Below are 26,976 nucleotides of genomic sequence, written 5' to 3'. Positions count from 1 at the left end.
ACGGCGGCGTCAGCGCCGAGCCGGTTCCTCGCGCCGCCGGGCGCGCAGCAGCCCGGCGAGGGACACCACCGCGATCCCGAGCCCGACGCCGGTGACGATCGAAGCCACCAGGCTCGCCTCGCCCGTGAGCAAGCCGAACGCCCCGCCCAGGTAGACCGGGATGCTCACCGCCACCGGCAGCCAGTTCCGCAGCGAAAACGCGCGGTCGGACGCCAGCCACAGCACCAGCGTCACCGCCGCCGCCGTGAAGACCGGGATCGCCCAGACCACCAGGCTCGTCACCGCGTCCATGCCGAGTGACCTGAACCACTCGAACGTCGCCTGGCCCATCCCGATGAACAGCACGACCAGCGCCACGCGGACGCCGGTGGCTCCCTGGCCCCGTCGGCTCGTCATGTTCCCTCCCGAATACGTCGTCACTCCTACCACGTTCGGGTGACGCGGGAGGTTGCCCGCGCGGGTGAGAAATCGGGCAGACCGTCCAGATGCCGGGAACATCCGGCCGGGTCTCGCGCCGGCCTCGTCGAGCCCGCATGCTCGTCCGGCACCGCAGGACGAGGACGAAGCCCCATAGGCGCAGCTCGGCACCCGTGTCAAGGAATCTCACCGGATTTCCCGAGATGCGGATGGCTATGCGCCCCAGTGGGTGACCGTGCGAACCTCGCCCCGACACCGACCCCGAAAGGCGACGCCGACGTGCGCACCCACCACAGAACCCGCTTCCTGGCCTCGGCGCTGGCCGCACTGACCGTCGTGGGCGTGCTCGCGGGCTGTTCCCGGGCCGAGAACACCGCCGCTCCGGCCGCCAACGCCGGTGCGGCCACCGAGGTGCGGCTCGGGTTCTTCCCGAACGTCACGCACGCGCCCGCGCTGATCGGCGTCAAGAAGGACTTCTTCAAACAGGAACTGGGCTCGACCAAGCTCACCACCCAGACGTTCAACGCCGGCCCCGACGAGGTCAACGCGCTGCTCGGCGGCTCGCTCGACATCGCCTACATCGGCTCCGGCCCGGCGATCAACGCCTTCACCAAGTCCAAGGGCGCCATCCAGCTGGTGTCGGGCGCCGTCTCGGGCGGCGCGCAGCTGGTCGTCAAGCCGGACATCACCAGCGTCGAGGGGCTCAAGGGCAAGACCATCGCCACGCCGCAGCTGGCCAACACCCAGGACGTCGCGCTCAAGAAGTTCCTGGCCGGCAAGCAGCTGACCGGCCAGGTCAAGATCACCAACCTGGACAACTCCAAGACGCTCGACGCCTTCAAGAAGGGTGAGCTCGACGGCGGCTGGCTGCCCGAGCCGTGGGCGTCCCGGCTGGTCCTCGACGCCGGTGCGAAGGTCCTGGTCGACGAGAAGGACCTGTGGCCCGGCGGCCGCTTCCCGACCACCGTCGTCATCGTGCGCAGCGAGTTCCTGCAGCAGCACCCGGACACCGTGAAGGCGGTCCTGAAGGGCCAGCTCGACGCGATCGAGTGGGCGAAGGCCAACCCCGCGGACGCGAAGACCGTCGTGAACGGCGCCCTCAAGGAACTGGCCGGCAGCAGCCTGAGCCAGGGCGTGATCGACCGCGCGTTCTCCGGCATCGAACTGACCACCGACCCGATCCCGGCCGAGTTCCCGCAGCTCGCGCAGGACTCGGTCACGGCAGGCGTGGTGAAGTCGGCGGTAGCGTTGAAGGGCTTCGCCGACTTCGGTCCGCTGAACGAGGTCCTCAAGGAGAAGAACCAGCCCGCCGTGAACGCGCCCGAACTCGCCAAGTGATCCCGAGAGGCAGCCAGCGATGACCACGACCCTCCCGACCGGCCGGAGCAGCTTCACCGGCGCGACCGCGGTCCGGCTCGACGGCGTCCGCAAGGCGTTCGGCCCGGCCGGCCGCGCGGTCGTCGCGCTCGACGGCGTGGACCTCACGGTCGCGCCCGGCGAGTTCGTCTGCCTGCTCGGCGCGTCCGGCTGCGGCAAGAGCACGCTGCTGAACCTGGTCGCGGGGCTGGACGCGCCGTCGGCGGGGGAGATCACGCTGAACACGTCGCGGCCCGCGGTCATGTTCCAGGAGGCCGCGCTGATGCCGTGGCTGACCGCGGCCCGCAACGTGGAGCTGCCGCTGCGGCTGGCCGGGTTCGGGCGCGCCGAGCGTCGCGAAAAGGCCGCCGAGCTGCTGGACCTCGTCCGGCTGAACGGCGCGGGCGGCAAGCGGCCGCACGAGCTGTCCGGCGGGATGCGCCAGCGGGTCGCGCTGGCCCGCGCGCTCGCCGCGACCCTGCGCGTCGGCGGCGACCCGGAGCAGGCGCTGCTGCTGATGGACGAGCCGTTCGCCGCGCTCGACGCCATCACGCGCGACGTCCTGCAGGGCGAGCTGCTGCGCGTCTACCGCAGCACGGGCACGTCGGTGCTGTTCGTGACGCACGACGTGCGCGAGGCCGTCCGGCTCGGACAGCGCGTCGTGCTCCTGTCGTCGCGGCCGGGCAAGGTCGTGCGCGAGTGGACGGACGTGCCGCTCGCCGACGCCGAGGAGCTGACCGAGGAGATCACCGGGCACCTGCGAGAGGTGATCAGCACCCATGCCGCAGCTTGACTCGGCTGCCGAAGAGAACCTCGACGCGGTCGGCGCCGGACTGGACTCGCTCGACGCTCCGGTCGGTGAACGCCGTCCGAGCTTCTGGAAGCGCTTCGCCTGGGGGTTCCTGCCGCCGGTGCTCGCGCTCGTCCTGCTGATCGTCGTCTGGCAGATCCTCTGGGCGGCCGCGTTCTGGTCGGAGGCCCAGCTGCCCGCGCCGATCGCGGTGTGGGACGAGTTCTGGAGCCGCGTCGTCACCGGCGAGGTGTTCGGCTTCGTCTGGACGTCGGTCCACCGCGCCGCGCTCGGCTTCCTCGCCGGCGTGGTCCTCGGCACGCCGCTGGGCCTGGTCGTGGCCAAGGTCCGCGTGGTGCGGGCGGCGATCGGGCCGCTGCTGACCGGGCTGCAGAGCCTGCCGTCGGTGGCGTGGGTGCCCGCCGCGATCCTGTGGTTCGGCATCAACGACGGCGCGATCTACTTCGTCGTCCTGCTCGGTTCGGTGCCGTCGATCGCGAACGGCCTGGTGTCCGGGATCGACCAGATCCCGCCGATCCTGCCGCGCGTCGGCCAGGTGATGGGCGCCAACCGGCTCTCGTCGGCCCGGCACATCCTGCTGCCGGCCGCACTGCCGGGATACCTGGCCGGACTGAAGCAGGGCTGGGCGTTCTCGTGGCGCTCGCTGATGGCCGCGGAGCTGATCGCGCTGTCGCCGCAGCTGGGCGTCGGGCTCGGCGCGTACCTCAACCAGGGGTCGTCGCTGAACAGCATCGAGACGGTGATCGCGGCGATCTTCCTGATCCTGCTGGTCGGCATCGGGATCGAGCTGCTGGTGTTCCGCCCGCTGGAGCGCGCGGTGCTGCGAGCCCGCGGGCTGACTTCTTCGCTTTAGTTCGCCGGTTGATGTCGAAGCCGGGTTCCCGGCCTCGACGTCCCCTTCGCAAGTCGACGAAGGGAGCGGGCGATGGTGATCCCGGTGCTGGTGGCCTCGGTGGCGGCGTTCGTGGTGAGCGCGGTCTGGTACACGGCGTTCGGACGGGTCTGGGCGGAGCTGAGCCCGGCGGGTGCGGCCGCGCGGCCGTCTCCGTGGCGGCTGGGCGCGGAGTTCGGGCGGACGCTGGTCCTGGTGGTGGTCTTCGTGGTGCTGGCCGCGGGCACGTCCTGGCCGGCCTGGAGCCTGGCGGCGCTGGTCTGGGCGGGCTTCCCGCTGACCATCCTGGCGGGCTCGGTGCTGCACGAGCGCGTCCCGGTGTGCTTGGCCGCGTTGCACGCGGGCGACTGGCTGGTGAAGATCGTGGTCGTGGCGACGGTGCTGGGGGTGTGGCGATGACGGCGGTGGTGCTGGCGGGCATCGCGTTCGGGGAGTCCCCGCGCTGGCACGACGGGCGACTGTGGTTCGCCGACTGGCTCGCGCACGAGATCGTCGCGGTCACGCCGTCAGGACAGCGCGAGGTCGTGTTCCGCGCGGACTTCCCGACGATGCCGATGTGCTTCGACTTCCTGGACGGGCAGCCCCTGGTCGTGTCCTCGTCGGACGGCTTGCTGCTGCGGCTCACGCCGTCCGGACCGGCGACCCACGCCGAGCTGGGCGGCACCGGCTTCAACGAGATCGTGGTGGCGCGCGACGGCGGCTGCTACGTCAACGGCGGCGGCTTCGACCTGATGGCGGGGGAGGAGTACCGGCCGGGGGCGATCCTGCACGTCAGCCGGGCGGGCTCGGTGCGCGAAGTGGCCTCGGACATCGCGTTCGGCAACGGCATGGCGCTGACCCCGGACGGCGCGACGCTGATCGTGGCGGAGTCGTACGCGAACCGGCTGACGGCGTTCTCGGTGCTACCGGACGGCGGGTTGTCGGGCCGCCGGGTGTGGGCGGACCTCGGCAAGGGGGTCCCGGACGGGATCGCCCTCGACGCCTCGGGCGCGGTGTGGGTGTCCGACGTGCCGGGACGTTCGTGCACCCGCGTCCGTGCGGGTGGCGAGGTGCTGGAGCGGCTGGCTTTCGACCACGGGTGTTTCGCGTGCGCGCTGAGCGAGGACACGTTGTACGTGGTGACGCAGGAGTGGCGTGGCATCGAGGGGGTGGGCACGGCGGCGGACCGGACGGGGCAGCTCCTGGCGCACCCGGTCGGCGTCGGCCGTGCGTGAGGTCACTCCTCCGGCGGCTCGGTGGCGACCTCGAGGGAGAGCTGCTGGAGCAGCTGCAGGACGTCGGTCCCGGGGTGGTGGTCCTCGTAGGCTTCGACGATCTTGACGAACCCCATCAGCAGCCCCCGCAGGACCGCCTCCTGACGCCGGGCCAGTTCGTCGACGGCCTGCTTGACGACATCCTGGACCTCGGCGGCGTACTCCGGCGGGACGGCGGAGTCCGCGGTCATGGTGAAGTCGAGGGCCCCCTCGAGCAGCTCGGGATAGCCACTCGACCCGGCCTCGCCACCGCCGGCGAGCAGGTTCTGGCGAAGCCGGTAAACCGACGCCAGCAGGCCGATGCCGGTCTGCACCAGGTCCGTGTCCTCCATGCCGAGAGCATCGCACGCGCCTCGCCGCCGCGCCGCTTTCCGGGGTCGGGTGCGGCGGCGCCGCGCTTGCCCGGCTGGGAGGGGGTCCGCTCAAGGCGGCCGGAGTGTCGGCAACCGTCGGGGTGGCCCCGACTGGCGCGCGCACGCTTCGCCGCCTTCCGGAGACGACGCGACCCCGGACGGCAGGTCCGGGGCCGCGTGCGGTGCAGGTGGGGTCAGCGGCCCCGGCGGGAGCCCGCGCGGGTGCCGGACGAGAAGGCCGCCGCGCCGCGGTTGCCGGTGGCCGGTGCGCCCGACCGGGACGAGCCGCCCGAAGCGGCGGGCGCGCCGGATCGACGGGCACCGCCGGAAGCGGCCCCCGACCGGCGCGCACCGCCCGAAGCGGCCGGTGCGCCGGAGCGTCGCGAGCCACCCGAAGCGGCCCCCGACCGGCGGCCACCGGACTTCTCCTGGGCGGCCGCCCAGGCCTGCTCCTGGCCGTTCGCGCGCGCACGCTGGCCGCCTCGGTTCTCCTTCGGAGTGGCAGGCGCGCCACGACGGCCACGGCCGCCGCCCGGGGCCGCGCCGGTCGCCGTGACCTTCTTCGGACGGTTGTCCACCGGCGGCTTCTTCGGCGACGCCGTGAAGGACCGCTCGCCCGGGGCCAGCTCCGCCAGCAGCGGGTGACCCGGGCCGAGCTGGGTCGTCGTCGGCTTGATGCCCGCCTTGCGGGTCAGGTCGCGCACGTCGCGGACCTGCGCGTCCGTCATCAGCGTGACCACCGTGCCCGACGCGCCCGCGCGCGCCGTGCGGCCCGAGCGGTGCAGGTACGCCTTGTGCTCGACCGGCGGGTCGGCGTGGATGACCAGCCGGACGTCGTCGACGTGGATGCCGCGGGCCGCGATGTCCGTCGCGACCAGCGTCTTCGCGGCGCCGGAAGAGAACGCCTCGAGGTTGCGTGTCCGCGCGTTCTGGCCGAGGTTGCCGTGCAGCTCCACCGCCGGGACGCCGGACGCCACGAGCTTGCGCGTCAGCGCCTTCGCGCGGCTCTTCGTCCGGGTGAAGACCAGCGTGCGGCCCGGCGCCGCGGTCAGGTCGACCAGCACCGGCAACCGGTGGGTCTCCTCGAGGTGCAGGACATGGTGCTCCATCGTCGACACCGGCGACTGCGCCGAGTCGACGCTGTGCGTGATCGGGTCGTTCATGAAGCGCTTGACCAGCACGTCGACGCCGTTGTCCAGGGTCGCGGAGAACAGCATCCGCTGCCCGCGCGACGGCGTCTGGTCCATGATCCGGCGCACCTCGGGCAGGAAGCCCAGGTCCGCCATGTGGTCGGCCTCGTCGAGGACGGTGATCTCGATGGCGTCGAGCTTCACGTGCCCGGAGCGCATGTGGTCGGCGAGCCGGCCGGGGCAGGCGACGACGATGTCGACGCCGTCACGCAGCTTCGTGATCTGCGGGTTCGCGCTGACGCCGCCGAAGATCGTGGTCGTCTTGAGGCCCAGCGGCTTCGCCAGCGGCAGGATCGACGCCTCGATCTGCGTCGCGAGCTCACGCGTCGGCGCCAGGATCAGCGCGCGGGGACGGCCCGGCTTGCGCCGCGTCGGTCCTGCCGACAGGCGAGCGAGTACGGGCAGGACGAAGCCGTAGGTCTTGCCGGAGCCGGTCCGGCCGCGGCCGAGCACGTCACGCCCGGCGAGGGTGTGCGGCAGGGTCGCCGCCTGGATGGGGAACGGCTCGGTGACGCCCTGGGTGGCCAGCGCGGTCACCAGGGTCGTGGGCAGGCCGAGTTCAGCGAAAGTGCTCATAAGTGCATGCGGGCGTGCGAGCGCCCTGGTCTCCATTACCTGAGAAGGGTTGTCCTGCCCGGCGCAGACCGGTCAACGGCCGCGGCGCGTGGTAGTCGACAACAGCAGCGGGCCGAGGCAGAACTGAGCGGCCCGCATGATCAGTGTACCGAACGCGAGTGACGTACCCCTAGTGAGATTGCCCGCACTCGGGGGGCTTGCTAAGTTACCGGTCGGTAATCGAGGAGGCTCACCCATGCTGCTGAACCCGCACGAGTACGACCCGGCCCACTTCGACGCGGAGACGCGCCGGCTGCTCCGGGCGACCATCGACTGGTTCGAGCAGCGCGGCAAGGGGAAGCTGACCGAGGACTACCACGCCCGCACCTTCTACGCGGACTTCCTCGAGTTCGCGGGCAAGGAAGGCCTGTTCTCGACCTTCCTGACGCCGTCCGCGAACGCCGGTGGCAACCCCGACAAGCGCTGGGACACCGCCCGCGTCGCCGCGCTGTCGGAAATCCTCGGCTTCTACGGCCTGAATTACTGGTATCCCTGGCAGGTCACCATCCTCGGCCTCGGCCCGGTGTGGCAGAGCGCCAACGCCGCGGCACGCGAGCGCGCGGCCGCCGCACTCGACGCGGGCGGCGTCGGCGCGTTCGGACTGTCCGAAAAGGACCACGGCGCCGACATCTACTCCTCCGACCTGGTGCTCACGAAGGACGGCGACGGCTACCGCGCCACCGGCTCGAAGTACTACATCGGCAACGGCAACTGCGCGCGCACGGTGTCGGTCTTCGGCCGCATCGACGGCGTCGAGGGTCCCGACCAGTACGTCTTCTTCTACGCCGACTCCGAGCACCCGAACTACCACGTGGTGAAGAACGTCGTGCCGTCGCAGATGTACGTCGCCGAGTTCCGGCTCGAGGACTACCCGGTGCACGCCGACGACATCCTGCACGTCGGCGCCGAGGCCTTCAGCGCCGCGCTGAACACCGTCAACATCGGCAAGTTCAACCTCTGCTTCGGCGGCATCGGCATGGCGACGCACTCGCTGTACGAGGCCATCACCCACGCGCACAACCGGGTCCTGTACGGCAAGCCCGTCACGAACTTCCCGCACGTGCGCCGCGAGTTCGTCGAGGCCTACGCGCGACTGACCGCGATGAAGCTGTTCTCCGACCGTGCCGTCGACTACTTCCGCAGCGCTCACGCCGAAGATCGCCGCTACCTGCTCTTCAACCCGATCACCAAGATGAAGGTGACGACCGAGGCGCAGAAGGTGATCGGGCTGGTCGCCGACGTCGTCGCGGCCAAGGGCTTCGAAGCCGACACGTACCTCGCGATGTCCAAGAACGACATCGACGGCCTGCCCAAGCTCGAAGGCACGGTGGCGGTGAACCTCGCGCTGATCGCGAAGTTCATGCCCGCGTACCTCTTCGCGCCGCAGGAGTACGCGCCAGTCCCGACCCGCACCGACGCGGCCGACGACGAGTTCCTCTTCCGCCAGGGCCCGGCGCGCGGGCTGTCGAAGATCCGCTTCCACGACTGGAAGACCGCCTACGCCGAGGCCGCGGGCATCCCGAACGTCGCGCGGTTCACCGAGCAGGCCGGCTACCTGGTCAAGCTGCTGACGGAGGCCGCGCCGGACGAGGCCCAGCAGGCCGACCTCGACTTCGGGCTCGCGCTCACCGAGCTGTTCACGCTCATCGTGTACGGCCAGCTGGTCCTCGAGCAGGCCCGGATCACCGGCCTGGACGACGAGGTCGTCGACCAGATCTTCGCGGTGCTGGTGCAGGACTTCAGCGCCGCGGCGATCGACCTCAACGGCAAGGCGAGTTCCACCGAAGCCCAGCAGGCGATCGCACTGGCCGCCGTGCGCAAGCCGGTGGTGGACGCCGAACGCTTCGAGAACGTCTGGGTACGGGTTCGGGCGCTCTCCGGGGCCTACGCGATGAACCCGTAAGCCGATCGACACCCGATCCTCGGAGTTGGCAAGATCGGGAGCGTGAACCGAGAGCGGGCGGCAGAACTCATCTGGGACGCGTGGCGGACCGGGAAGCGCCTCGACGGTCTTCCGGCCGACGCCCGCCCGCGCGACCTCGCCGAAGGGATGGCCGCGCAGGCGGCGCTCGCCGAGCTGGCCGGGCCGGTGTCCGGCTGGAAGATCGCCGCCACCACCGCGTACGCCCGGCAGTACCTCGACGTCCCGGGCCCGTTGCCGGGCGTGATGTTCGAGCGGTTCCGCCACGCCGAGGGCGAGCCGGTGCCGGCCGACACCATGACCATGGGCGTCGCCGAGCCCGAGTTCGCCTTCCGGCTCAAGGCCGACCCCGGGCTGTCGCCGTCGCTGACCGCGGTGCTCGACGCCGTCGACACGATGTTCCTCGCGCTGGAGATGCCCGACAGCCGCTACGCCGACCACCGGCACGCGGGCGGCCCGCAGCTGCTGGCCGACGTCGCGTGCGCCGGCCGGTTCGTCGAGGGGCGCCCGGTACCGGGCTGGCGCGACCTGGACCTGCCGCGCCGGCCGGTCGTCCTGCACGCCGACGGCCAGGAGTTCTCGCGCGGCAGCGGCAGCCTGGTGCTCGGCGACCCGCGGCTGGCCCTGCACTGGCTGGCCATGGAGCTGCCCCGCCACGGCCGCTCGCTGCGCCCCGGCGACGTCGTGACGACCGGGACGGCGACCCCGCCGTGCCCGATCCACGCCGGCGGCCACGTCGTCGCGGACTTCGGCGCGCTCGGCAGCGTCGAGGCGCGGTTCGGCGGGGGAGGGTAATTCGGCGGATCCGGGGCTATCGTCGGCGCGTGGGCGAGCGCGGCAGGCCACGGCACCCCGACCGGCTGACCCCCGCCGAGTGGCGGGTGGTCGACGCGGTCCGCCACGGCCTGACCAACGGCGAGATCGCCCGGCGGCGCGGCACCAGCCGGGACGCCGTCAAGTTCCACGTCGGCAACGCCGTCCGCAAGCTCGGCCTGGCCGGGCGGGCCGAGCTGCGCGCGTGGCGCGGCGCCCCGGCGGACAGCGCGCTCGCCGGCCGGACGGGTGAGGAGGCGGCGGTGCTGGGACCGATCGGACAGGTGTCGCGGACCGTCGCGGATCTCGGCCGGGCGAAGGCGTTCTACGGCGACGTGCTCGGCCTCGCGCATCTGTACACGTTCGGCGACTTGGCGTTCTTCGACTGCGACGGCGTCCGGTTGTTCCTGACCGCGGGCGAGCCGAAGGGCACGGAGTCGGTGCTCTACTTCCGCGTCCCGGACATCGACGCGGCGTACGACGCGCTGCGCGGCCGGGGTGTCGAGTTCCTCGGCGCACCGCACCTGATCTTCCGGCACGAGTCGGGCGTCGAGGAGTGGATGGCGTTCTTCGCCGACCCCGACGGCCACACGACCGCGATCATGAGCCAGGTCTCGCCTCGCTAGGGTCATCGGGTGCTGACGTTCCGTGCCGGTTTCGTGGTGCTCGCCGCGGTCGTCCTGGTGCTCGACGCCGGGTTCTGGTGGTTCACCCAGCCCCGGACGAACGCCCGGATCGGCTTCATCCTGGCGTTCGTGCTGCTCCTCGCGCTGCTCGCCGCGGCCGCGGGGGTGGTGCGCTGGGAGGTCGCGGCCCCGCTCGGCGCGGCTTCGACATCGGGCCTGTTCTTCGTCGGCGCCATGGCGATCTTCAGCGTGGGCTTCGGATTCCTGCTGACGGCGGTAGTCGAGGCGGCGCTGGTGCGGCGGCTGGTGCTCGACGCGTCCCCGGCGGGCTGGCGCGGCGGGACCTGGCTGATCAGCGCGGCGGCGGCGGTGGTACCGGCGGCGCTGTTCGCGGTGGGGGTATCCGCCTTGCGCTGACCCCGGGGGTCCCCCGCCACTCCCAGGGGGGCGTGCCCTGCACCAGTCTATCGGCGCTCACTGACGAAACTGCCGGAAAAGCCAAAAGCCGGCGGAGTTGTCCACAACTCCGCCGGCCTGTGGGCAAGTCCTACTTGCCGAACCCGGCCCGCCGCAGCGCGTCCGCCATCGAGCCGCTGCCGCCCGAGCCCGAGTTGCCGCCGGAGCCCGAGTTGCCGCCGGAGTTGCCGCCCCGACCACCGCCGCCACCGCGTCGGTCGCCACCACCCGAGCCGCCGCGGCGCTGTCCGCCGCCACCGCCGCCACCCTGCTGGCCGCGATCCCGACCGCCACCGCCGCCACGCGACGACGCGGCACCCGGCTCGTCGTCCAGCCGCAGCGTGAGCGAAATCCGCTTCCGCGGCACGTCGACGTCGAGCACCTTCACCTTCACGATGTCCCCGGGCTTCACGACCTCCCGCGGGTCCTTCACGAAGTTCTTCGACAGCGCCGAAACGTGCGCGAGCCCGTCCTGGTGCACCCCGACGTCGATGAACGCCCCGAACGCCGCCACGTTCGTCACGACGCCCTCCAGGCGCATGCCCGGCTTGAGGTCGCCGATCTTGTCCACGCCTTCGGCGAACGTCGCCGTCTTGAAGGCTGGGCGCGGGTCGCGGCCCGGCTTGTCCAGCTCGGCCAGGATGTCCGTCACCGTCGGGAGGCCGAACGTGTCGTCGACGAAGTCCCCGGGGCGCAGGGAAGACAGCGTCCGCGTGTTGCCGATCAGCGAGCGCAGGTCCGTGCCCGTCTTCGACAGGATGCGCCGGACCACCGGGTACGCCTCCGGGTGCACCGACGACGAGTCGAGCGGGTCGTCGCCGTCCGGGATCCGCAGGAAGCCCGCGCACTGCTCGAACGCCTTCGGGCCCAGCCGCGCGACTTCCTTCAGCGCCGTCCGGGAGCGGAACGGGCCGTTCGTGTCGCGGTGCGAAACGATGTTCTCCGCCAGCCCCGTCGTGATGCCCGAAACCCGGGTCAGCAGCGGCGCGGACGCCGTGTTCACGTCGACGCCGACCGCGTTCACGCAGTCCTCGACCACCGCGTCGAGCGAGCGCGACAGCGACACCTCGGACAGGTCGTGCTGGTACTGCCCGACGCCGATCGACTTCGGGTCGATCTTCACCAGCTCGGCCAGCGGGTCCTGCAGCCGCCGCGCGATCGAGACCGCGCCGCGCAGTGAGACGTCCATGCCGGGCAGCTCGGCCGAAGCGAACGCCGACGCCGAGTACACCGACGCGCCCGCCTCGGACACGACAGCCTTCGTCAGCTTCAGTTCCGGATGCTTCTTGATCAGCTCCTGCGCGAGCTTGTCCGTCTCGCGCGACGCCGTGCCATTGCCGATCGAGATCAGGTCGACCTTGTGCCGCGCCGCCAGCGCCGCCAGCTCCGCGATCGACTGGTCCCACTTGTTCGCGGGCTGGTGCGGGTAGATGACGTGGGTGTCGACGACCTTGCCGGTCGCGTCCACGACGGCCACCTTGACGCCGGTCCGGAAGCCCGGGTCGAGGCCCATCGTGGCGCGCGTGCCGGCGGGCGCGGCGAGCAGCAGGTCGCGCAGGTTGGCCGCGAACACGCGCACGGCGTCGTCCTCGGCCGCCTGGCGCAGCCGCATCCGCAGGTCGATGCCCAGGTGCAGGAGGATCTTGGTGCGCCACGCCCAGCGCACGGTGTCGCCGAGCCACTTGTCGCCCGGCCGGCCCTGCTGCGTGATGCCGAACTTCGCGGCGATGCGCGTCTCGTAGTCCGTCGGGCCGACCTGCGGCTCATCGGTGGGCTCGTCCGGCGACATCGTGAGGTCGAGGACCTCCTCTTTCTCGCCGCGCAGCATCGCGAGGCTCCGGTGCGAGGGGAGCTTCGTGTAGGGCTCGGAGAAGTCGAAGTAGTCGGAGAACTTCGCGCCCTCTTCCTCCTTGCCCGCGCGGACCTTGGCGACCAGGTGGCCCTGACCCCACATCTTCTCGCGCAGTTCGCCGATCAGATCGGCGTCCTCGGCGAAGCGCTCGACGAGGATCGCGCGGGCGCCGTCGAGCGCCGCCTGCGCGTCCGCGACGCCCTTGTCCGCGTCGACGAACACCGCGGCCGCCGCCTGCGGGTCGGTCGTCGGGTCGTTGAGCAGGCCGTCGGCCAGCGGCTCGAGCCCCGCTTCGCGCGCGATCATGGCCTTCGTGCGGCGCTTCGGCTTGTACGGGAGGTAGATGTCCTCGAGCCGCGACTTCGTGTCCGCGGCGAGGATCGAGGCCTCGAGGGCGTCGTCCAGCTTGCCCTGGCTCCGGATGGACTCGAGCACGGCGAGCCGCCGCTCGTCGAGTTCGCGCAGGTAGCGCAGCCGCTCTTCGAGCGTGCGCAGCTGCGCGTCGTCGAGCATGCCGGTCACCTCCTTGCGGTACCGCGCGATGAACGGGACGGTCGAACCGCCGTCGAGCAGCTCGACGGCGGCCTTGACCTGTCCTTCGCGCACGCCCAGTTCTTCGGCGATCTTCTGCTCGACCGACACGCTCACTGCTACACGCTCCTGCTTCGCCTGGCTTCCGATCGTCTCATTCTGCCGTTTCCGCCACCCCGACTTTCGGATGGGGCTCCTTGACAATCAGATTGGTCCAGTCCATTTTGTGGTGACCCGCCTCACTACCGTCGTGGAGGTCGCCCGTGGTCCCCAAGGTCCGGCTAGCCCTGATTTCGTTACTTTCCGTGGTCGCGCTGAGTCTCGGCGTGACGTTCGTCCTCGCCGGCAACGCCGCGGCGGCGAACATCCTGGCCAACCCGGGCTTCGAAGCCGGCACCTCGGGCTGGACCTGCACCGCCACGCCGACCGCGGTGAGCACCCCGGTCCACAGCGGGAGCCACGCGCTGAGCGCGACCCCGACGTCGTCGGACAACGCGCAGTGCTCGCAGACGCTCACCGTCTCGGCGAACACGGCGTACCAGCTGTCGGCGTGGGTCCAGGGCAGCTACGTCTACCTGGGCGTTTCCGGCTCGGCGACGACCAGCACGTGGACGCCGGGCACGAGCGGTTACCAGCAGCTGTCGCTGAGCTTCACGACCGGTTCGAGCACGTCGCTGACGGTGTACCTGCACGGCTGGTACGCCCAGCCGACGTACTACGCCGACGACGTCAGCCTCGACGGCCCGGGCACCCCGCCGCCGACGACGCCGACCACGCCCACGACCCCCACCACCCCGCCGACCACCACGACCCCGCCGACGACGACCACGCCGCCGCCCACGCAGGGTGACCTGCCGAAGCACGTCCTGACCGGCTACTGGCAGAACTTCTACAACGGCGCCAAGGCGCTGAAGCTGGCCGACGTCCCGACGAAGTACAACATCATCGCGGTGTCGTTCGCGGACGCCACGGGCACGCCGGGCGCGGTGAGCTTCACGCTCGACTCGGGCCTGTCGTCGCAGCTCGGCGGCTACACGGACGCGCAGTTCAGGGCGGACATCAAGACGGTCCAGGCGCGCGGCCAGCGGGTCATCATCTCGGTCGGCGGACAGAACGGCACGATCAGCGTCAGCGACTCGTCGTCGGCGAACAACTTCGCGAACAGCGTCAAGTCGCTGATCTCGACCTACGGCTTCGACGGCGTCGACATCGACCTCGAGAACGGCATCAACGCCACCTACATGGGCCAAGCGCTGCGCAGCATCTACAACGGCGGCGGCAAGGTCCTCACGATGGCGCCCCAGACGATCGACATGCAGTCCACGTCCGGCGGCTACTTCCAGCTCGCGCTGAACATCAAGGACATCCTGACGGTCGTCAACATGCAGTACTACAACTCCGGCACGATGCTCGGCTGCAACGGCAGCGTGTACGCGCAGGGCACGGTCGACTTCCTGACGGCGCTGGCCTGCATCCAGCTCCAGGGCGGCTTGCGCGCGGACCAGGTCGGCCTGGGCCTCCCGGCGTCGTCTTCCGCGGCGGGCGGTGGTTACCAGGCGCCGTCGAACACGGTGTCAGCCCTGAACTGCCTGGCCCGCGGAACGTCCTGCGGCTCGTTCAAGCCGTCGACGACGTACCCGACGATCCGCGGCGCGATGACGTGGTCGATCAACTGGGACGCGTCGCAGGGGTACGCGTTCGCCAACACGGTCTCGGCCGGGCTCGCGGGCCTGCCGTAACCGTGCGCTGAAAGGCCCTCCCGGAAGCGCGGTCCGGGAGGGCCTTTCCCGGTCCTGAGCCGGTCTCCGGCACGCCGACGCGGTAGCCCTTCCCGGTCAGCCGCAGCGCCGTGACGCTCCGATCGAACCCCGAGCGATCACCAGCACGTCGTAGTCCATCACGCCACCGCCCGGTAGTCCGCGGGGTCGAGCCGGCGGGTCCGGCGGTCGTACTCGGTGACCAGGCCCGGCCAGTTGGTCGTCACCCGGCCGTCGGCCTGGCGGTACCAGCTGGTGCACGCGCTCCACACGCTGTGGCCCAGCCGCTTCTGGACTTCCCGGTCGTACCGTTCTTCGACCTCGGAACGGACGTCCATATAGGACACGCCGGGCCGCGCGAGCTGTTCCACGGCTTGGCGGATGTACCGTGCCTGGCGCTCGATCATGTAGATGATCGACCCCGCGCCGAGGTTCGTGTTGGGGCCGTAGACGCAGAACAGGTTCGGGAACCCGGGAACGGCGATGCCCAGGTACGCTCGCGCGCCGCCGGCCCAGGCCTCCCGCAGCGACCGGCCGCCGAGTCCGCGCACCTCCATCCGGCCGAGGAACTCCGTCGCGGCGAACCCGGTGCCGTACACGATGACGTCCGCGGCGATCTCGGTCCCGTCCTCGACCCGCACGCCGCGCGGCGTGATCGAAGAGATCCGCCGCGCCTCGACGTCGACGTCCGGCTGGGCCAGCGCGGGCAGGTAGTCGTTGGTGAAGAGGATCCGCTTGCAGCCCAGGGGATAGGCCGGCTTCAGCTTCGCGCGCAGCTCCGGGTCCTTGATGTGCCGGCGCCGCAGCTGCGCCGTCCGCAGCTCGAACATCTTCGCCAGCACGGGGTGCTTCGTCATCGCGTACGTCGCGTACTCGGCGAGCAGGAAGATCCGCAGCCGGCCGAGCAGCTGCGTGGGCGGCAGGTGCTCGAACAGCCAGTGCTGCCAGCGCCGGTAGGCCGGGTCGGACTTCGCCAGGACGTACGGCGGCGTGCGCTGGAAGACCGTGACGTGCTTCGCGTGCTTGCGCAGTTCCGGCACGAACTGGACGGCGCTGGCCCCGGTCCCGATGACGGCGACGCGCTTGCCGGTCAGCTCGACGCCGTGGTCCCAGCGCGCCGAGTGGAACGCGTCGCCGGCGAAGCTCTCCCGGCCCGGGATGTCGGGCAGCACCGGCCGCGACAGCTGGCCGACCGCGGGGACGAAAACGTTTGCCTCGTACGTCTCGCCGGTCCGAGTCTCGACGCGCCAAAGGCCGCGGTCGGCGTCGAACGCGGCCCCGGTGACCTCGGTCCGGTAGTGGATGTGCGGCTCGAGCCCGTACTTGGCGATGACGCGCCGCAGGTAGGCCAGGATGTCCGGCTGGCGCGAGAACCGCTTCGGCCAGCGCGGGTTCGGCTCGAAGGAGAACGAGTAGAGCGGCGACGGGATGTCGCACGCCGCGCCGGGATAGGTGTTGTCCCGCCAGACGCCGCCGGGCTCGGCCGCGCTCTCCAGGATCGTGAAGTCGGTGAACCCGGCGCGCTTCAGCTCGATCGCCGTCCCGATGCCGCCGAAGCCGGTGCCCACGATCAGCACCGACGGCCCCTTCGCCGAACTACTCATGCCGAAAAAGCTACGCAGCCGACGCCTGTGACAACAGGCCACGAACGGTCACTCGATCGAGAATTCCGGCCAGTCGTCACGCCGCCGGGTGGACACGCACCTCCTGGGTCTCGGCCGCCGGCTCCGCCCACGTCACCAGCCGTCCGGCCGCGCTCTCCAACGCCGCCAGGTCGCGCTTCGGCAGCTTCTCGAACGGCGACAGCTCGATGGCCGCCGCCTTCTTCGCCTTCGTGATCTCCCAGAAGCCGCGCACCTGCCCGTCGACCAGCAGGGTGCCCTTGACCAGGCCGTTCTGGGTGATGACGCGCTTGCGGTAGGCGTCCGAGATCACCCGCGTCCGGTCCGCGAACGAGAGGATCGTCTGGTCGAACGGCCCGAGCAGCCGCGGCGGCGCCGGGACGTCCTCGTCCGGCACCGTCAGCTCCGGCAGGTCCAGCAGCTCTCGGCCGTCCGGGTCGCGGTAGCGCCGGAGGTCCATCGACGAAGCCACTTCGCCCAGCCGCGTGATGCCCGCCCACGCCTGCACGTCCGCCACCGACGCCGGGCCGAACGCGCGCAGGTAGCGCTCGATGAGCGAAGCGGGCGAAGGCGGGGGAAGCGGCGCACCCACCCACTCGTCGAGACACGCGTACGTCGTCTGACCGGCCTTGCCCCAGATCGCCCGCGGTGGTGTCTGCACCAGCGGCAACCGGCCGCGAGCCAGGTGGGTGAGGGACGCCGCGGGGACGTTCCAGCGTTTCGCCAGCTCGGCACCGAGCGCCGTGCTGGTCAGCGCCGAAGCGGTCAGCAGCTCGCGCGCCGCCGAGGCTACTTCGGAGTGGTCCAGGCCGGCCAGCTCGCGGGCGTGCTGGGTGTTCGTCTTCAGGTCGCGGTCGTAGAGCACCTGCAGGACCGGCCGCCACGCCAGCGCGTCCGCCGCGGTCACGAGGTGGACTGTGCCGCGCATCAGCGCGATCCGGACCACCTGGCGTTCCTCCAACAGGGACGCCAGCTCTGAAGGCTGGAACCCGTGCAGGCGCGACCACAACGCGTAGTACGGCGGGAACGGTGCCTGCGCCTGGAGCCCGGCCAGGTGCGCCACGGCGTCGTGGGCGGACATCTTCGCGCGGCGCAGCAGCAGCTGGCGCTCCAGCGTCGCGCGGTTCATGGCCCGCCTGCTCAAGGTCTCCACGCCGTCACCCTAACGATCACCCCGGACAGTTCCGGTCCTCGATTCGACGCGCGCACGGCCGTCATCCATACTTCCGGCCATGGCCGAGCTCGCCGCGCCCGCCGTCGGGGACTGGGACTTCCCGCGCGGCACCGCCAGCATCGAGCTGATGACCCGGTTCGCCGCCGACCGCGGCCTGCCCGCCGGGCAGCTCCTGGAGGCGACGACGCTCTCGCCGGACCTGCTCGCCGACCCCTCGGTGCAGGTCGACGCGCGCCAGGAGCTGGCCGTCGTGCGCGCCCTGACCGAACTGGACGGCTCGGACGCGACGGCGCTGGCGATCGGGCGCCGGTACCGCGTCACGACTTTCGGCATCTTCGGGTTCGCCTGCATCAGCAGCCCGACGTTGCGCGACGCGATGCTGTTCGCCCTGCGCTACTTCGACCTCAGCTTCGCCTTCTGCATCCCGCACGTCGAGCTGGACGGCGGGGGCCTGACGCTGGAGCTGGACGACAGCCGCGTGCCCGCCGACGTCGCGCGCTTCCTCGTGCTGCGCGACCTGGCCGCGATCTTCTCGGTCATGCGCGACCTGCTGCCGGAGATCACGCTGGAGGACCTGACCTTCCGGCACGAGACGTCCACAGTGGACGGTTACGAGCAGACCTTCGGCCTGGTACCGCGGTTCGGCGCCGACGCCTGCCGCGCCACGCTCGACCCGGCGTTGCTGTCGCTGCCGCTACCGCAGGCGAACGACCAGACCGTCGCCCTGTGCGCCGCGCAGTGCGAAGCGATCGTCGCGCGCAAACGCCGTCGTTCGGGTATTTCGCAGCAGGTCCGCGAACGCCTGGTGCGGCTCGGCGGCGTCGACGCCGGGATGGACGAGATCGCGCGCCGGCTGACGCTCAGCACGCGGACCTTGCGCCGTCGCCTGACCGAAGCGGGGACGAGCTACCGCGCGCTGGTCGACGAAGTCCGCCAGACGCTGGCCGAGGAGCTGCTCGACACCGGCGTCCTGTCGGTCGAGGACGTCGCGTACCGGCTCGGGTACGCGGAGGCGTCGAGCTTCATCTACGCGTTCAAGCGCTGGACCGGGATGACGCCGGCGGCGTTCGCGCGCCGCTACCGGGCCGCTCGGCTAGCACCGCCGGGTAGGTCACCTTCAGCAGGTTGAGGATCGAATCGGTGAGAAAGGTGCGCAGCGCCGCGCGGTCGAGCGTGCCGCGGATCAGCCACTCGCGCGACGCGGCCCGCAGCAGCCCGCCGAACGACCGGATCATTGCGCGCAGCTCTTCGCGGCCTTCGGTGACGTCGGACATCAGCGCGGCTTCCAGCACGCGGTCGGCGGCGACCTCGTCGGCCTCCAGCATGATCCGCTCGATCTCGGGGTCGCGGCCCGCGGACTCCGGGCCGATCACGGTCAGCCAGGCGTCGCGGTTGCGGTCCACGACGTCGATCCACCGGTCGACGCCGATCGTCAGCCGCTCCTCCATCGTGGTGTCCGGCAGCGCTTCGGTGACCGGCGCCGGCACGATCATCAGCTGCCGCACCACTTCCAGGTACAGCTCGCGCTTGCCGCCGAAGTAGTGGTTGATGAGGGGGCGCGCCACCCCGGCCGCCTCGGCGATGTCCGAAGTGGACACCGACGCGTAGCTGCCCGCGCCGAACAGGTGCCGCGCGGCGGCGAGGATCTCCGCCCGCCGTTCGGCCGGCTCGAGCCGGCGTCGCCGCGGCCGGGTCCCACTGGTCATCCACTCAGCCTCGCGGGGGATCGGCACGCTGTCAACAAGTAATTGACTCTTCGTCAAGAGAGTCGTTTCGCGCCTGGCCTTGTCGTTACGCAACCGGAACAACCCGCCGGTAACTTCCCGGCGTCCGGATGCGACGAGACGGCAGAGGCCAGCGACCGGGGTAGGTGCCAGATGACCGAAGAAGGCGCGCCGATCCGCCAGGCCGGACGCTGGGTGAGCGTCCGCCTGCAGCATCGTCACGTCAGCTTCGACGAGGGCTTCGAAGCGGACGAGCCGTCGCCCGACGGCGATTGCGCGGACGAAGAATCCCTGTCGTACTCCGGAATCGTGATCACGGGCTACGACGAGGGGTCGAAAGTCTCCGAGCGCTGGATCCCGCTGGGCGTCGACCCGTCCGAAGCGGACGACGAGCGCCTGATCGAGCAGCTGCGCGAAGCCCTGCTTTGGCAAGCGGGGCGCCCGCCCCAGACCGCGCAGGAGTAACCGGTCGTGAGTGGGGAACGGGGTTAGAACACCGTTTCCCACTCACGACCCGGTGCGCAGGCCTTCGAAAGCGACCTTGCACACCGCGTCCGCCACTTCGGTCGCCGACGAGCCGCGCCGCGGCTTGTACCACTCGATCAGCGAGTTCACCATGCCGAAGATCAGCCGCGCGGTCACCGCCGGATCGACGTCCGGACGGATGTCGCCCTCCGCTTCCGCCTGCTTCACCAGGTCCGTCACCAGCAGGTCGAACTCGCGACGGCGGGTCAATGCCGCCCGCTCCACCTTCGTGTTGCCGCGCACGCGCAACAGCAGCGTCACGAACGGCAGCCGGTCGGCGAGCACCAGCACACTGCCGCGCACCAGGTGCTCCAGCCGGTCGATCGCGCGCCCGTCGAGCTGTGACGTCGAGGCCGCCACTTCGAACAGCCCGTCCAGCGCCCGGTCGACCGCCAGCCGCAGCAGCTCCTCCTTGCTGGGCACGTGGTGGTAGATCGCCGACTTCGTGATGCCGAGCTTGCGGGAGAGGTCCTCCATGCTCGTGCCGTCGTAGCCGCGCTCGTTGAACAGCCGGACCGCCACCTGCAGCAGCGATTCGAGGTCGTAGCCCGGACGCCCGCGGCGCGGGGTCGTCACGGCTTGTCCCGCTGGTCGATGATCCGCCGCATCTTGCCCATGGACCGCTCGAGCGTGTCCGGGTCGACGACGTCCACCGACACGGTCACGCCGACGCCGTCCTTGACCCCGGCGACCAGCGACGACGCGGCCGCGTCCCGCACCGCACCCGAAGCGTCGTGCCGCGCCTCGACCAGCACGGTCAGGTGGTCGAGCCGCCCGCGCGTGGACCGGACGAGCTGGAAGTGCGGGCTCAGGCCGTCCGTCCGCAGCACGATCTCCTCGATCTGCGTCGGGAAGACGTTGACCCCGCGCAGGATGATCAGGTCGTCGGTGCGGCCGGTGACCTTGGCCATTCGCCGGAACGCCGGGCGCGCGGTCCCCGGCGACAGCGCCGTGAGGTCGCGGGTGCGGTAGCGGATGATCGGCAGCGCCTGCTTGGTCAGCGACGTGAACACCAGCTCGCCGGTCTCGCCGCCGCCCAGCACGTGCTCGTCGAAGGGGTCGATCACCTCGGGGTAGAAGTGGTCTTCCCAGATGTGCAGGCCGTCCTTCGTCTCGACGCACTCCTGCGCGACGCCCGGACCCATCACCTCCGACAGCCCGTAGATGTCGACGGCGTCGATCGCGAACCGCTCTTCGATCTCGGCGCGCATCTGCTCGGTCCACGGCTCGGCGCCGAAGATGCCCACCTTCAGCGAACTCCCGCGCGGATCCACGCCTTGCCGCTCGAACTCGTCGAGCAGCGTCAGCATGTACGACGGCGTGACCATGATGACCTCGGGCTCGAAGTCGGTGATCAGCTGCACCTGGCGCGCCGTCATCCCGCCCGACGCGGGAATCACCGTGCAGCCCAGCTTCTCGGCGCCGTAGTGCGCGCCGAGACCGCCGGTGAACAGGCCGTAGCCGTAGGCGACGTGCACCTTGTGGCCCGGCCGGCCGCCGGCGGCGTGGATCGACCGGGCCATCACCGTCGCCCAGGTGTCGAGGTCCTGCTCGGTGTACCCGACGACGGTGGCCTTGCCGGTCGTGCCGCTGGAGGCGTGGATGCGCCGGACCTGGTCCTGCGGTACGGCAAACATCCCGAAGGGGTAGTTCTCGCGCAGGTCCTGCTTGGTCGTGAAGGGGAACTTCGCCAGGTCGGCGAGCTCCTTGCAGTCGTCCGGGTGGATGCCGGCCGCGTCGAACTTCTTCGTGTACGCGGGCACGTTCGCGTAGGCGTGTCTGAGTGTCCATTGCAGACGCTCGAGCTGCAGCGCGGCCAGCTCGTCGGCGGAGAGGTTCGCCTCGATCATGCTTCGTCTCGTTTCGCGGAGAGGACGCGGCTGCGGCCGCGGAATTCGGCGACGACCTCGGGGCCGCCGGGGGTTTCCCGGTGCACGGTGACGTCGTAGATGCCGTTGCGGCCGTAGCGGGTGCGCTCGGTGGCGGTGGCGACGAGGTGGTCCCCGAGCCGGCCGGCCGCGACGAAGGAGATTTCGGCGCCCGCGGCGACCGTCACCGGCCCGTGGGTGTTGCAGGCGCAGGCGAAGGCGGTGTCGGCCAGCAGGAAGACGTACCCGCCGTGCGCGATGTCGTGGCCGTTGACCATCGCGGGGGTGATCGTCATGGTCGCCACGGCGCGGCCGTCACCCGCTTCGACCAGCGCGATGCCCAGCGCGCGCGAAGCCTCGTCGGCGGCGAACATGGTGTGCGCGGCGTTGGTCATGCGCTGCCTCTCCAGACTGACCGAATGGACGGTCACCTCGCGGTGTCGCTCAGTAAAGGCAGTGCTCGGGGTCGTGTCAAGCACCGCCCCTTCCGATCTCCGGGGCAGGCGGCTACCATGGCGATTACTGAACGTCCGGTAGGTAATTCGGTGGAGGTCGGACACTGATGGCATTGCTGCGCAGCTACGTCTCGGGTGAGTGGCACACGGCGACCGGCGAGGGCGTCCCGCTGCACGACGCGGCCACGGGCGAGGAGGTCGCCCGGATCTCGTCGGCGGGCGTCGACTTCGCGGGCGCGCTGGAGTACGGCCGCCGCGTCGGCGGCCCGGCGCTGCGCGAGCTGACGTTCCACCAGCGCGCGGCCCTGCTGAAGGCGCTGGCCTCGCACCTGCGCGAGCACCGCGAAGAGCTGTACGCACTCTCCGCGCGCACCGGCGCCACGCTGGGTGACTCGAAGTTCGACATTGACGGCGGCATCGGCGTCCTGTTCAGCTACGGCTCGAAGGGCAAACGCGAGCTGCCGAACGACACCGTCTACGTCGAGGGCGCCGTCGAGCCGCTTTCGCGCGGGGGCACGTTCGTCGCCCAGCACATCGCGACGCCGCTGCGGGGCGTCGCCGTCCAGATCAACGCGTTCAACTTCCCGGTGTGGGGTCCGCTGGAGAAGTTCGCCCCCGCGTTCCTCGCCGGCGTCCCGAGCCTGGTCAAGCCCGCGAGCCAGACGGCCTACCTGACCGCGCGCCTGATCGAGCTGATCGTCGAGTCCGGGATCCTGCCGGAGGGCTCGCTGCAGTTCGTCGCCGGCAGCGTCGGCGACCTGCTCGACCACGTGACCGCGCAGGACCTGGTGTCGTTCACCGGCTCGGCGTCGACCGCCCAGAAGCTGCGGGCGCACCCGGCGATCATCCGCAACGCCGTCCGGTTCACCGCCGAGGCCGACTCGCTGAACTGCTCGATCCTGGGCCCGGACGCGGTCAAGGGCACCACCGAGTTCGACCTGTTCGTCAAGCAGCTGACCACCGAGATGACGGTCAAGGCGGGCCAGAAGTGCACCGCGATCCGCCGCGCGTTCGTCCCGGCCGCGCTGCTGGACGACGTCGCTTCCGCCGCGTCCGAGCGGCTCGCGAAGGTGACGGTCGGGAACCCGACGGCGGAAGGCGTCCGCATGGGTGCGCTGGCCAGCCTGGAGCAGCGCGAGGAGGTCCGGCGGTCGCTCAAGGCGCTGCTGGACGCCGGGAGCGTCGTGTTCGGCGACCCCGAGCAGGTCGACGTGGTCGACGCGGACGCCGAGCGGGGTGCGTTCATCTCGCCAGTCCTGCTCAAGGCGGACCCGGAACGTTCGGAGCCGCACGAGGTCGAGGCGTTCGGCCCGGTCTCGACGCTCATGCCCTATACGTCCACCGAGCAGGTCGTCGACTTCGCCGCTCGCGGTGGCGGCAGCCTCGCCGGGTCGATCGTCAGCGCCGACAAGGAGTTCGTGCGCGAGGTCGTCCTCGGCGCGGCGCCCTACCACGGCCGGCTGCTGGTGCTGGACGCCGACGACGCGAAGGAGTCGACCGGCCACGGCTCGCCGATGCCGCAGCTGGTCCACGGCGGCCCGGGGCGCGCCGGTGGCGGCGAGGAGATGGGCGGCATCCGCGGCGTGCTGCACCACATGCAGCGCACGGCGGTCCAGGGTTCCCCGGCCGTCCTGTCGGCGGTCACCGGCCGCTGGGTCACCGGCGCGCCGCGCACCGAAGGCGACGTCCACCCGTTCCGGAAATCCCTGGCTGAGCTGCGCATCGGCGACTCCGTCGTCGCCGGGCCGCGGACGGTCAGCCAGGAGGACGTCGACCACTTCGCCGAGTTCACCGGCGACACGTTCTACGCCCACACCGATCCCGAGGCCGCGGCCGCGAACCCGCTGTTCGGCGGGATCGTCGCGCACGGCTACCTGGTCGTCTCGTTTGCGGCAGGGTTGTTCGTCTCGCCCGAGCCGGGCCCGGTGCTGGCCAACTACGGCCTGGAGAACCTGCGGTTCCTCACCCCGGTCAAGGTCGGCGACTCGCTGACCGTGACGCTCACCGCCAAGCAGATCACCCCGCGGATCGACCAGGAGTACGGCGAGGTCCGCTGGGACGCCGACGTCACCAACGCCGACGGCGAGTCCGTGGCCAAGTACGACGTCCTGACTCTCGTGTCGAAGGAGCAGCCGTGACCGCCACTTTGCCCGAGACCGAACTCGAAGCGCTCTTCGAGCACACCATCGAGCGCGACCAGCGCATCGAGCCGCGTGACTGGCTGCCCGAGGGCTACCGCAAGACGATGATCCGGCAGATCGCGCAGCACGCGCACTCGGAGATCATCGGCATGCAGCCCGAGGGGAACTGGATCACGCGGGCACCGTCGCTGCGGCGCAAGGCGATCCTGCTGGCCAAGGTCCAGGACGAAGCCGGCCACGGCCTCTACCTGTACTCGGCGGCGGCGACGCTGGGCGCCGACCGCGCGGACCTGACCGACAAGCTGATCACGGGCAAGCAGAAGTACTCGTCGATCTTCAACTACCCGACGCTGACCTTCGCCGACGTCGGCGTGATCGGCTGGCTGGTCGACGGCGCCGCGATCTGCAACCAGGTGCCGCTGTGCCGGTCGTCGTACGGGCCGTACGCGCGGGCGATGATCCGGATCTGCAAGGAGGAGTCCTTCCACCAGCGGCAGGGCTACGAGCTGCTGATGACGATGATGAAGGGCACCCAGCAGCAGCGGGACATGGTCCAGGAGGCCGTGAACCGCTGGTGGTGGCCGTCGCTGATGATGTTCGGCCCGCCGGACGCCGACTCGCCGAACACCGCGCAGTCGATGGCGTGGAAGGTCAAGCGCCACACGAACGACGAGCTGCGGCAGCGCTTCGTCGACATGTCGGTGCCGCAGGCTGCCGCGCTGGGGGTCACGTTCCCCGACCCTTCGCTCAAGTGGAATGCCGAGCGGGAGCACTACGACTTCGGCGCGGTCGACTGGGACGAGTTCAAGAACGTGTTGAAGGGCAACGGCCCGTGCAACGCGTCGCGCATCGCCCACCGGCGCCGCGCGCACGAAGACGGTGCCTGGGTGCGGGAAGCCGCCGTGGCGCACGCCGCGAAGAAGGAGCGCAAGTGAGCGACCTTACTGCCGAAGGCGGCCACGGAGCCGTCCCGCTGGAGGGCGTCCCGGCCGCGCCCGGCCCAGTCAAGCACGACTGGCCGCTGTACGAGGTGTTCGTCCGCGGCAAGCGCGGGCTGAACCACGTGCACGTCGGGTCGCTGCACGCGGCTGACGACCAGATGGCCCTGCACCACGCGCGGGACCTCTACACCCGCCGCAACGAGGGCGTGTCGATCTGGGTCGTGCGGGCGTCGGACATCACGGCGTCGTCGCCGGACGAGAAGGACCCGTTCTTCGCGCCGAGCGGCGACAAGGTCTACCGCCACCCGACGTTCTACGACATCCCCGAGGAGGTGCCGCACATATGAGTTTCGACAACGTGTACGAGTCGCTGACCGAGGAGAACGACGCCCGCTGGGCGTTCGGCACCGGCTTCGAGGATCCGCTGTCCGGAGTGGACACTTCGGTGCCGTCCGGTGTGGACGGTGACCGGCTGGCCGCGTACTGCCTGATGCTGGGCGACGACGCGCTGATCTTCTCCCATCGGCTGCAGGAGTGGTGCACCAACGCGCCCGAGCTGGAGGACGAGGTCGCGATCGCGAACATCGGCCTCGACCTGCTCGGCCAGGCGCGGCTGCTGCTCGCGCGGGCGGGCAAGGCCGACGGCTCTTCGCGCACGGAGGATTCGTTCGCGTTCTCGCGCATGGAAAACGAGTTCCGCAACGTCCGGCTCGCGGAGCTGGGCGGCGGCCACTTCGGGCACCTGATCGCGCGGCTGTTCGTGTTCTCGACGTGGCGCCTCGCGCTGCTGCAGCGGCTGGTGTCGTCGGTGGATCCGGTGCTGGCGGCGATCGCGGTCAAGGGCGTCAAGGAGGTGACCTACCACCGCGACTACGCGGCGCAGTGGCTGGTCCGCCTCGGCGACGGGACGCCGTTGTCGCACGAACGGATGCAGGAAGGGCTCGACGCGGTCTGGCCGTACGTCGGCGAGCTGTTCCACACGCACGAGGTCGAGTTCGTCGACGCGGCGACGCTGCGGCCCGAGTTCGATCTCGTCCTGGACGAGGCCCTTTCCGCGGCGACGTTGGTGCGGCCGTCTTCGGGCGAGCTGGCCGGCGTCTCGGGCCGGACGGGCCGCGACGGCGTCCACACCGAGCAGATGGGCTTCCTGCTGGCGGAGCTGCAGAGCGTCGCCCGGGCGATGCCGGACGCGAAATGGTGACGGCGGCGGCCGTCGCGGCCACGGTCACCGACCCCGAGCTGCCGATGCTGACCCTGGCGGACCTGGGCGTGCTGCGTTCGGTGTCCGAGTCGGACGGCCGCGTCGTCGTGGCGATCACCCCGACGTACACGGGCTGCCCGGCGATGGACACGATGCGCGACGACCTGGAGCACGCGCTGGTTTCGGCGGGCTTCGCGGACGTCGAGATCCGGACGCAGCTGTCCCCGGCATGGTCGTCGGACTGGATTTCGGCTGCGGGCCGGGAAAAGCTCTCCGCGGCCGGTATCGCGCCCCCGGGCGCGGCCCCGCGGCGGTCGGGCCCGATCCCGCTGACGCTGTCGGCTCCGGTGTCGCGCGTTCGCTGTCCGCACTGCGGGTCCGCGGATACCGAGGAGCAGTCCCGTTTCGGCGCGACGGCGTGCAAGGCGCTGCGGCGCTGCCGCGCGTGCGCCGAGCCGTTCGAGCAGGTCAAGGAGATCTGA

Annotated in this window: 27 protein-coding genes; 17 read left to right on the top strand and 10 right to left on the bottom strand. The window is 70.9% G+C overall.

Annotated features, from left to right (window positions below; genetic code table 11):
- Positions 1-9: 9 nt before the first annotated feature.
- On the bottom strand, positions 10-396 hold the full coding sequence (locus OG738_RS03060; protein ID WP_329051027.1) for a hypothetical protein: 387 nt from the start codon (positions 394-396) through the stop codon (positions 10-12).
- A gap of 300 nt (positions 397-696) precedes the next feature.
- Here OG738_RS03060 and OG738_RS03055 point away from each other — a divergent pair, with 300 nt between their 5' ends.
- The 5 genes from OG738_RS03055 (at position 697) to OG738_RS03035 (ending at position 4,690) form a co-directional block, all read left to right on the top strand.
- Positions 697-1,755 (top strand): ABC transporter substrate-binding protein, encoded by a 1,059-nt coding sequence (locus OG738_RS03055; RefSeq protein WP_329051026.1) that lies wholly within the window; start codon positions 697-699, stop codon positions 1,753-1,755.
- 19 nt (positions 1,756-1,774) lie between these two features.
- Positions 1,775-2,566 (top strand): ABC transporter ATP-binding protein, encoded by a 792-nt coding sequence (locus OG738_RS03050; protein WP_329051024.1) that lies wholly within the window; start codon positions 1,775-1,777, stop codon positions 2,564-2,566.
- Positions 2,553-3,437: an ABC transporter permease gene (locus OG738_RS03045; protein ID WP_329051023.1), complete on the top strand. Its 885-nt coding sequence runs from the start codon at positions 2,553-2,555 to the stop codon at positions 3,435-3,437. Before OG738_RS03050 ends, OG738_RS03045 begins: the two co-directional genes overlap by 14 nt.
- 72 nt (positions 3,438-3,509) lie before the next feature.
- Positions 3,510-3,875, top strand: a complete 366-nt coding sequence (locus OG738_RS03040; protein ID WP_329051021.1) for a DUF1761 domain-containing protein — start codon at positions 3,510-3,512, stop codon at positions 3,873-3,875.
- Entirely contained in the window at positions 3,872-4,690 is an 819-nt protein-coding gene (locus OG738_RS03035; protein ID WP_329051019.1) for an SMP-30/gluconolactonase/LRE family protein, read from the top strand. The genes OG738_RS03040 and OG738_RS03035 overlap by 4 nt, the downstream gene beginning before the upstream one ends.
- Positions 4,691-4,692: 2 nt before the next feature.
- Here the strand turns inward: OG738_RS03035 and OG738_RS03030 are convergent, their stop codons facing one another.
- Positions 4,693-5,061 (bottom strand): hypothetical protein, encoded by a 369-nt coding sequence (locus OG738_RS03030; protein ID WP_329051017.1) that lies wholly within the window; start codon positions 5,059-5,061, stop codon positions 4,693-4,695.
- A gap of 215 nt (positions 5,062-5,276) precedes the next feature.
- Positions 5,277-6,848 carry a DEAD/DEAH box helicase gene (locus OG738_RS03025; RefSeq protein WP_329051015.1) on the bottom strand — a complete coding sequence of 524 codons (1,572 nt, stop codon included), beginning with the start codon at positions 6,846-6,848 and terminating at the stop codon, positions 5,277-5,279.
- A 235-nt stretch (positions 6,849-7,083) separates the two neighbouring features.
- Here OG738_RS03025 and OG738_RS03020 point away from each other — a divergent pair, with 235 nt between their 5' ends.
- Genes OG738_RS03020 through OG738_RS03005 form a run of 4 tightly spaced genes read left to right on the top strand, consistent with a single transcriptional unit; the run spans position 7,084 to position 10,664 of the window.
- Positions 7,084-8,790 (top strand): acyl-CoA dehydrogenase, encoded by a 1,707-nt coding sequence (locus OG738_RS03020; protein ID WP_329051014.1) that lies wholly within the window; start codon positions 7,084-7,086, stop codon positions 8,788-8,790.
- Positions 8,791-8,832: 42 nt separating this feature from the next.
- Positions 8,833-9,603 (top strand): 2-keto-4-pentenoate hydratase, encoded by a 771-nt coding sequence (locus OG738_RS03015; RefSeq protein ID WP_329051011.1) that lies wholly within the window; start codon positions 8,833-8,835, stop codon positions 9,601-9,603.
- A 29-nt stretch (positions 9,604-9,632) separates the two neighbouring features.
- On the top strand, positions 9,633-10,247 hold the full coding sequence (locus OG738_RS03010) for a VOC family protein (RefSeq protein ID WP_329051008.1): 615 nt from the start codon (positions 9,633-9,635) through the stop codon (positions 10,245-10,247).
- 9 nt (positions 10,248-10,256) lie between these two features.
- Positions 10,257-10,664 carry a hypothetical protein gene (locus OG738_RS03005; protein WP_329051006.1) on the top strand — a complete coding sequence of 136 codons (408 nt, stop codon included), beginning with the start codon at positions 10,257-10,259 and terminating at the stop codon, positions 10,662-10,664.
- 130 nt (positions 10,665-10,794) lie between these two features.
- Here OG738_RS03005 and OG738_RS03000 read toward each other — a convergent pair whose 3' ends face one another.
- The gene (locus tag OG738_RS03000) at positions 10,795-13,203 is read right to left on the bottom strand and encodes a Tex family protein (protein WP_329051004.1); all 2,409 of its coding nucleotides are present in this window, start codon (positions 13,201-13,203) and stop codon (positions 10,795-10,797) included.
- A 146-nt stretch (positions 13,204-13,349) separates the two neighbouring features.
- Between OG738_RS03000 and OG738_RS02995 the strand changes: the two genes are divergently transcribed.
- A complete protein-coding gene (locus tag OG738_RS02995) occupies positions 13,350-14,825 on the top strand; it encodes a chitinase (RefSeq protein WP_329051003.1) in 1,476 nt (491 codons plus the stop codon).
- Positions 14,826-14,983: 158 nt separating this feature from the next.
- On the opposite strand, the gene OG738_RS02990 is transcribed toward OG738_RS02995, so the two are convergent.
- The gene (locus OG738_RS02990; RefSeq protein ID WP_329051002.1) at positions 14,984-16,447 is read right to left on the bottom strand and encodes a flavin-containing monooxygenase; all 1,464 of its coding nucleotides are present in this window, start codon (positions 16,445-16,447) and stop codon (positions 14,984-14,986) included.
- A 76-nt stretch (positions 16,448-16,523) separates the two neighbouring features.
- Positions 16,524-17,618, bottom strand: coding sequence for a winged helix DNA-binding domain-containing protein (locus tag OG738_RS02985; RefSeq protein WP_442875859.1), 1,095 nt, complete (start codon positions 17,616-17,618; stop codon positions 16,524-16,526).
- Between the two features lie 79 nt (positions 17,619-17,697).
- Between OG738_RS02985 and OG738_RS02980 the strand changes: the two genes are divergently transcribed.
- Positions 17,698-18,768 carry an AraC family transcriptional regulator gene (locus OG738_RS02980; RefSeq protein WP_329051000.1) on the top strand — a complete coding sequence of 357 codons (1,071 nt, stop codon included), beginning with the start codon at positions 17,698-17,700 and terminating at the stop codon, positions 18,766-18,768.
- On the opposite strand, the gene OG738_RS02975 is transcribed toward OG738_RS02980, so the two are convergent.
- On the bottom strand, positions 18,674-19,345 hold the full coding sequence (locus tag OG738_RS02975) for a TetR/AcrR family transcriptional regulator (RefSeq protein WP_329050998.1): 672 nt from the start codon (positions 19,343-19,345) through the stop codon (positions 18,674-18,676). The two genes, OG738_RS02980 and OG738_RS02975, sit on opposite strands and share 95 nt — an antisense overlap.
- A 171-nt stretch (positions 19,346-19,516) precedes the next feature.
- On the opposite strand from OG738_RS02975, the gene OG738_RS02970 reads away from it, so the two are divergent.
- Positions 19,517-19,828, top strand: a complete 312-nt coding sequence (locus OG738_RS02970; RefSeq protein WP_329050997.1) for a hypothetical protein — start codon at positions 19,517-19,519, stop codon at positions 19,826-19,828.
- A gap of 42 nt (positions 19,829-19,870) precedes the next feature.
- Here OG738_RS02970 and OG738_RS02965 read toward each other — a convergent pair whose 3' ends face one another.
- Genes OG738_RS02965 through paaI form a run of 3 tightly spaced genes read right to left on the bottom strand, consistent with a single transcriptional unit; the run spans position 19,871 to position 22,151 of the window.
- Entirely contained in the window at positions 19,871-20,464 is a 594-nt protein-coding gene (locus OG738_RS02965; protein ID WP_329050996.1) for a TetR/AcrR family transcriptional regulator, read from the bottom strand.
- A complete protein-coding gene (paaK, locus tag OG738_RS02960) occupies positions 20,461-21,738 on the bottom strand; it encodes a phenylacetate--CoA ligase PaaK (RefSeq protein WP_329050995.1) in 1,278 nt (425 codons plus the stop codon). Before paaK ends, OG738_RS02965 begins: the two co-directional genes overlap by 4 nt.
- Positions 21,735-22,151 carry a hydroxyphenylacetyl-CoA thioesterase PaaI gene (gene paaI, locus OG738_RS02955; RefSeq protein ID WP_329050992.1) on the bottom strand — a complete coding sequence of 139 codons (417 nt, stop codon included), beginning with the start codon at positions 22,149-22,151 and terminating at the stop codon, positions 21,735-21,737. The genes paaK and paaI overlap by 4 nt, the downstream gene beginning before the upstream one ends.
- 167 nt (positions 22,152-22,318) lie before the next feature.
- Here paaI and paaZ point away from each other — a divergent pair, with 167 nt between their 5' ends.
- Genes paaZ through paaD form a run of 5 tightly spaced genes read left to right on the top strand, consistent with a single transcriptional unit; the run spans position 22,319 to position 26,976 of the window.
- Positions 22,319-24,349, top strand: coding sequence for a phenylacetic acid degradation bifunctional protein PaaZ (paaZ, locus tag OG738_RS02950; protein WP_329050991.1), 2,031 nt, complete (start codon positions 22,319-22,321; stop codon positions 24,347-24,349).
- Positions 24,346-25,287, top strand: a complete 942-nt coding sequence (paaA, locus tag OG738_RS02945) for a 1,2-phenylacetyl-CoA epoxidase subunit PaaA (RefSeq protein WP_329050990.1) — start codon at positions 24,346-24,348, stop codon at positions 25,285-25,287. Before paaZ ends, paaA begins: the two co-directional genes overlap by 4 nt.
- A gap of 38 nt (positions 25,288-25,325) precedes the next feature.
- Entirely contained in the window at positions 25,326-25,640 is a 315-nt protein-coding gene (gene paaB / locus OG738_RS02940) for a 1,2-phenylacetyl-CoA epoxidase subunit PaaB (protein ID WP_286003483.1), read from the top strand.
- Entirely contained in the window at positions 25,637-26,494 is an 858-nt protein-coding gene (paaC, locus tag OG738_RS02935) for a 1,2-phenylacetyl-CoA epoxidase subunit PaaC (RefSeq protein WP_329050989.1), read from the top strand. Before paaB ends, paaC begins: the two co-directional genes overlap by 4 nt.
- A complete protein-coding gene (paaD, locus tag OG738_RS02930; protein WP_329050988.1) occupies positions 26,488-26,976 on the top strand; it encodes a 1,2-phenylacetyl-CoA epoxidase subunit PaaD in 489 nt (162 codons plus the stop codon). The genes paaC and paaD overlap by 7 nt, the downstream gene beginning before the upstream one ends.

The sequence above is a fragment of the Amycolatopsis sp. NBC_01488 genome, assembly GCF_036227105.1.
GTDB lineage: Bacteria > Actinomycetota > Actinomycetes > Mycobacteriales > Pseudonocardiaceae > Amycolatopsis.
Note: the sequence above shows the minus strand (reverse complement) of the source record. Positions and strands in the feature narration are given on the sequence as shown.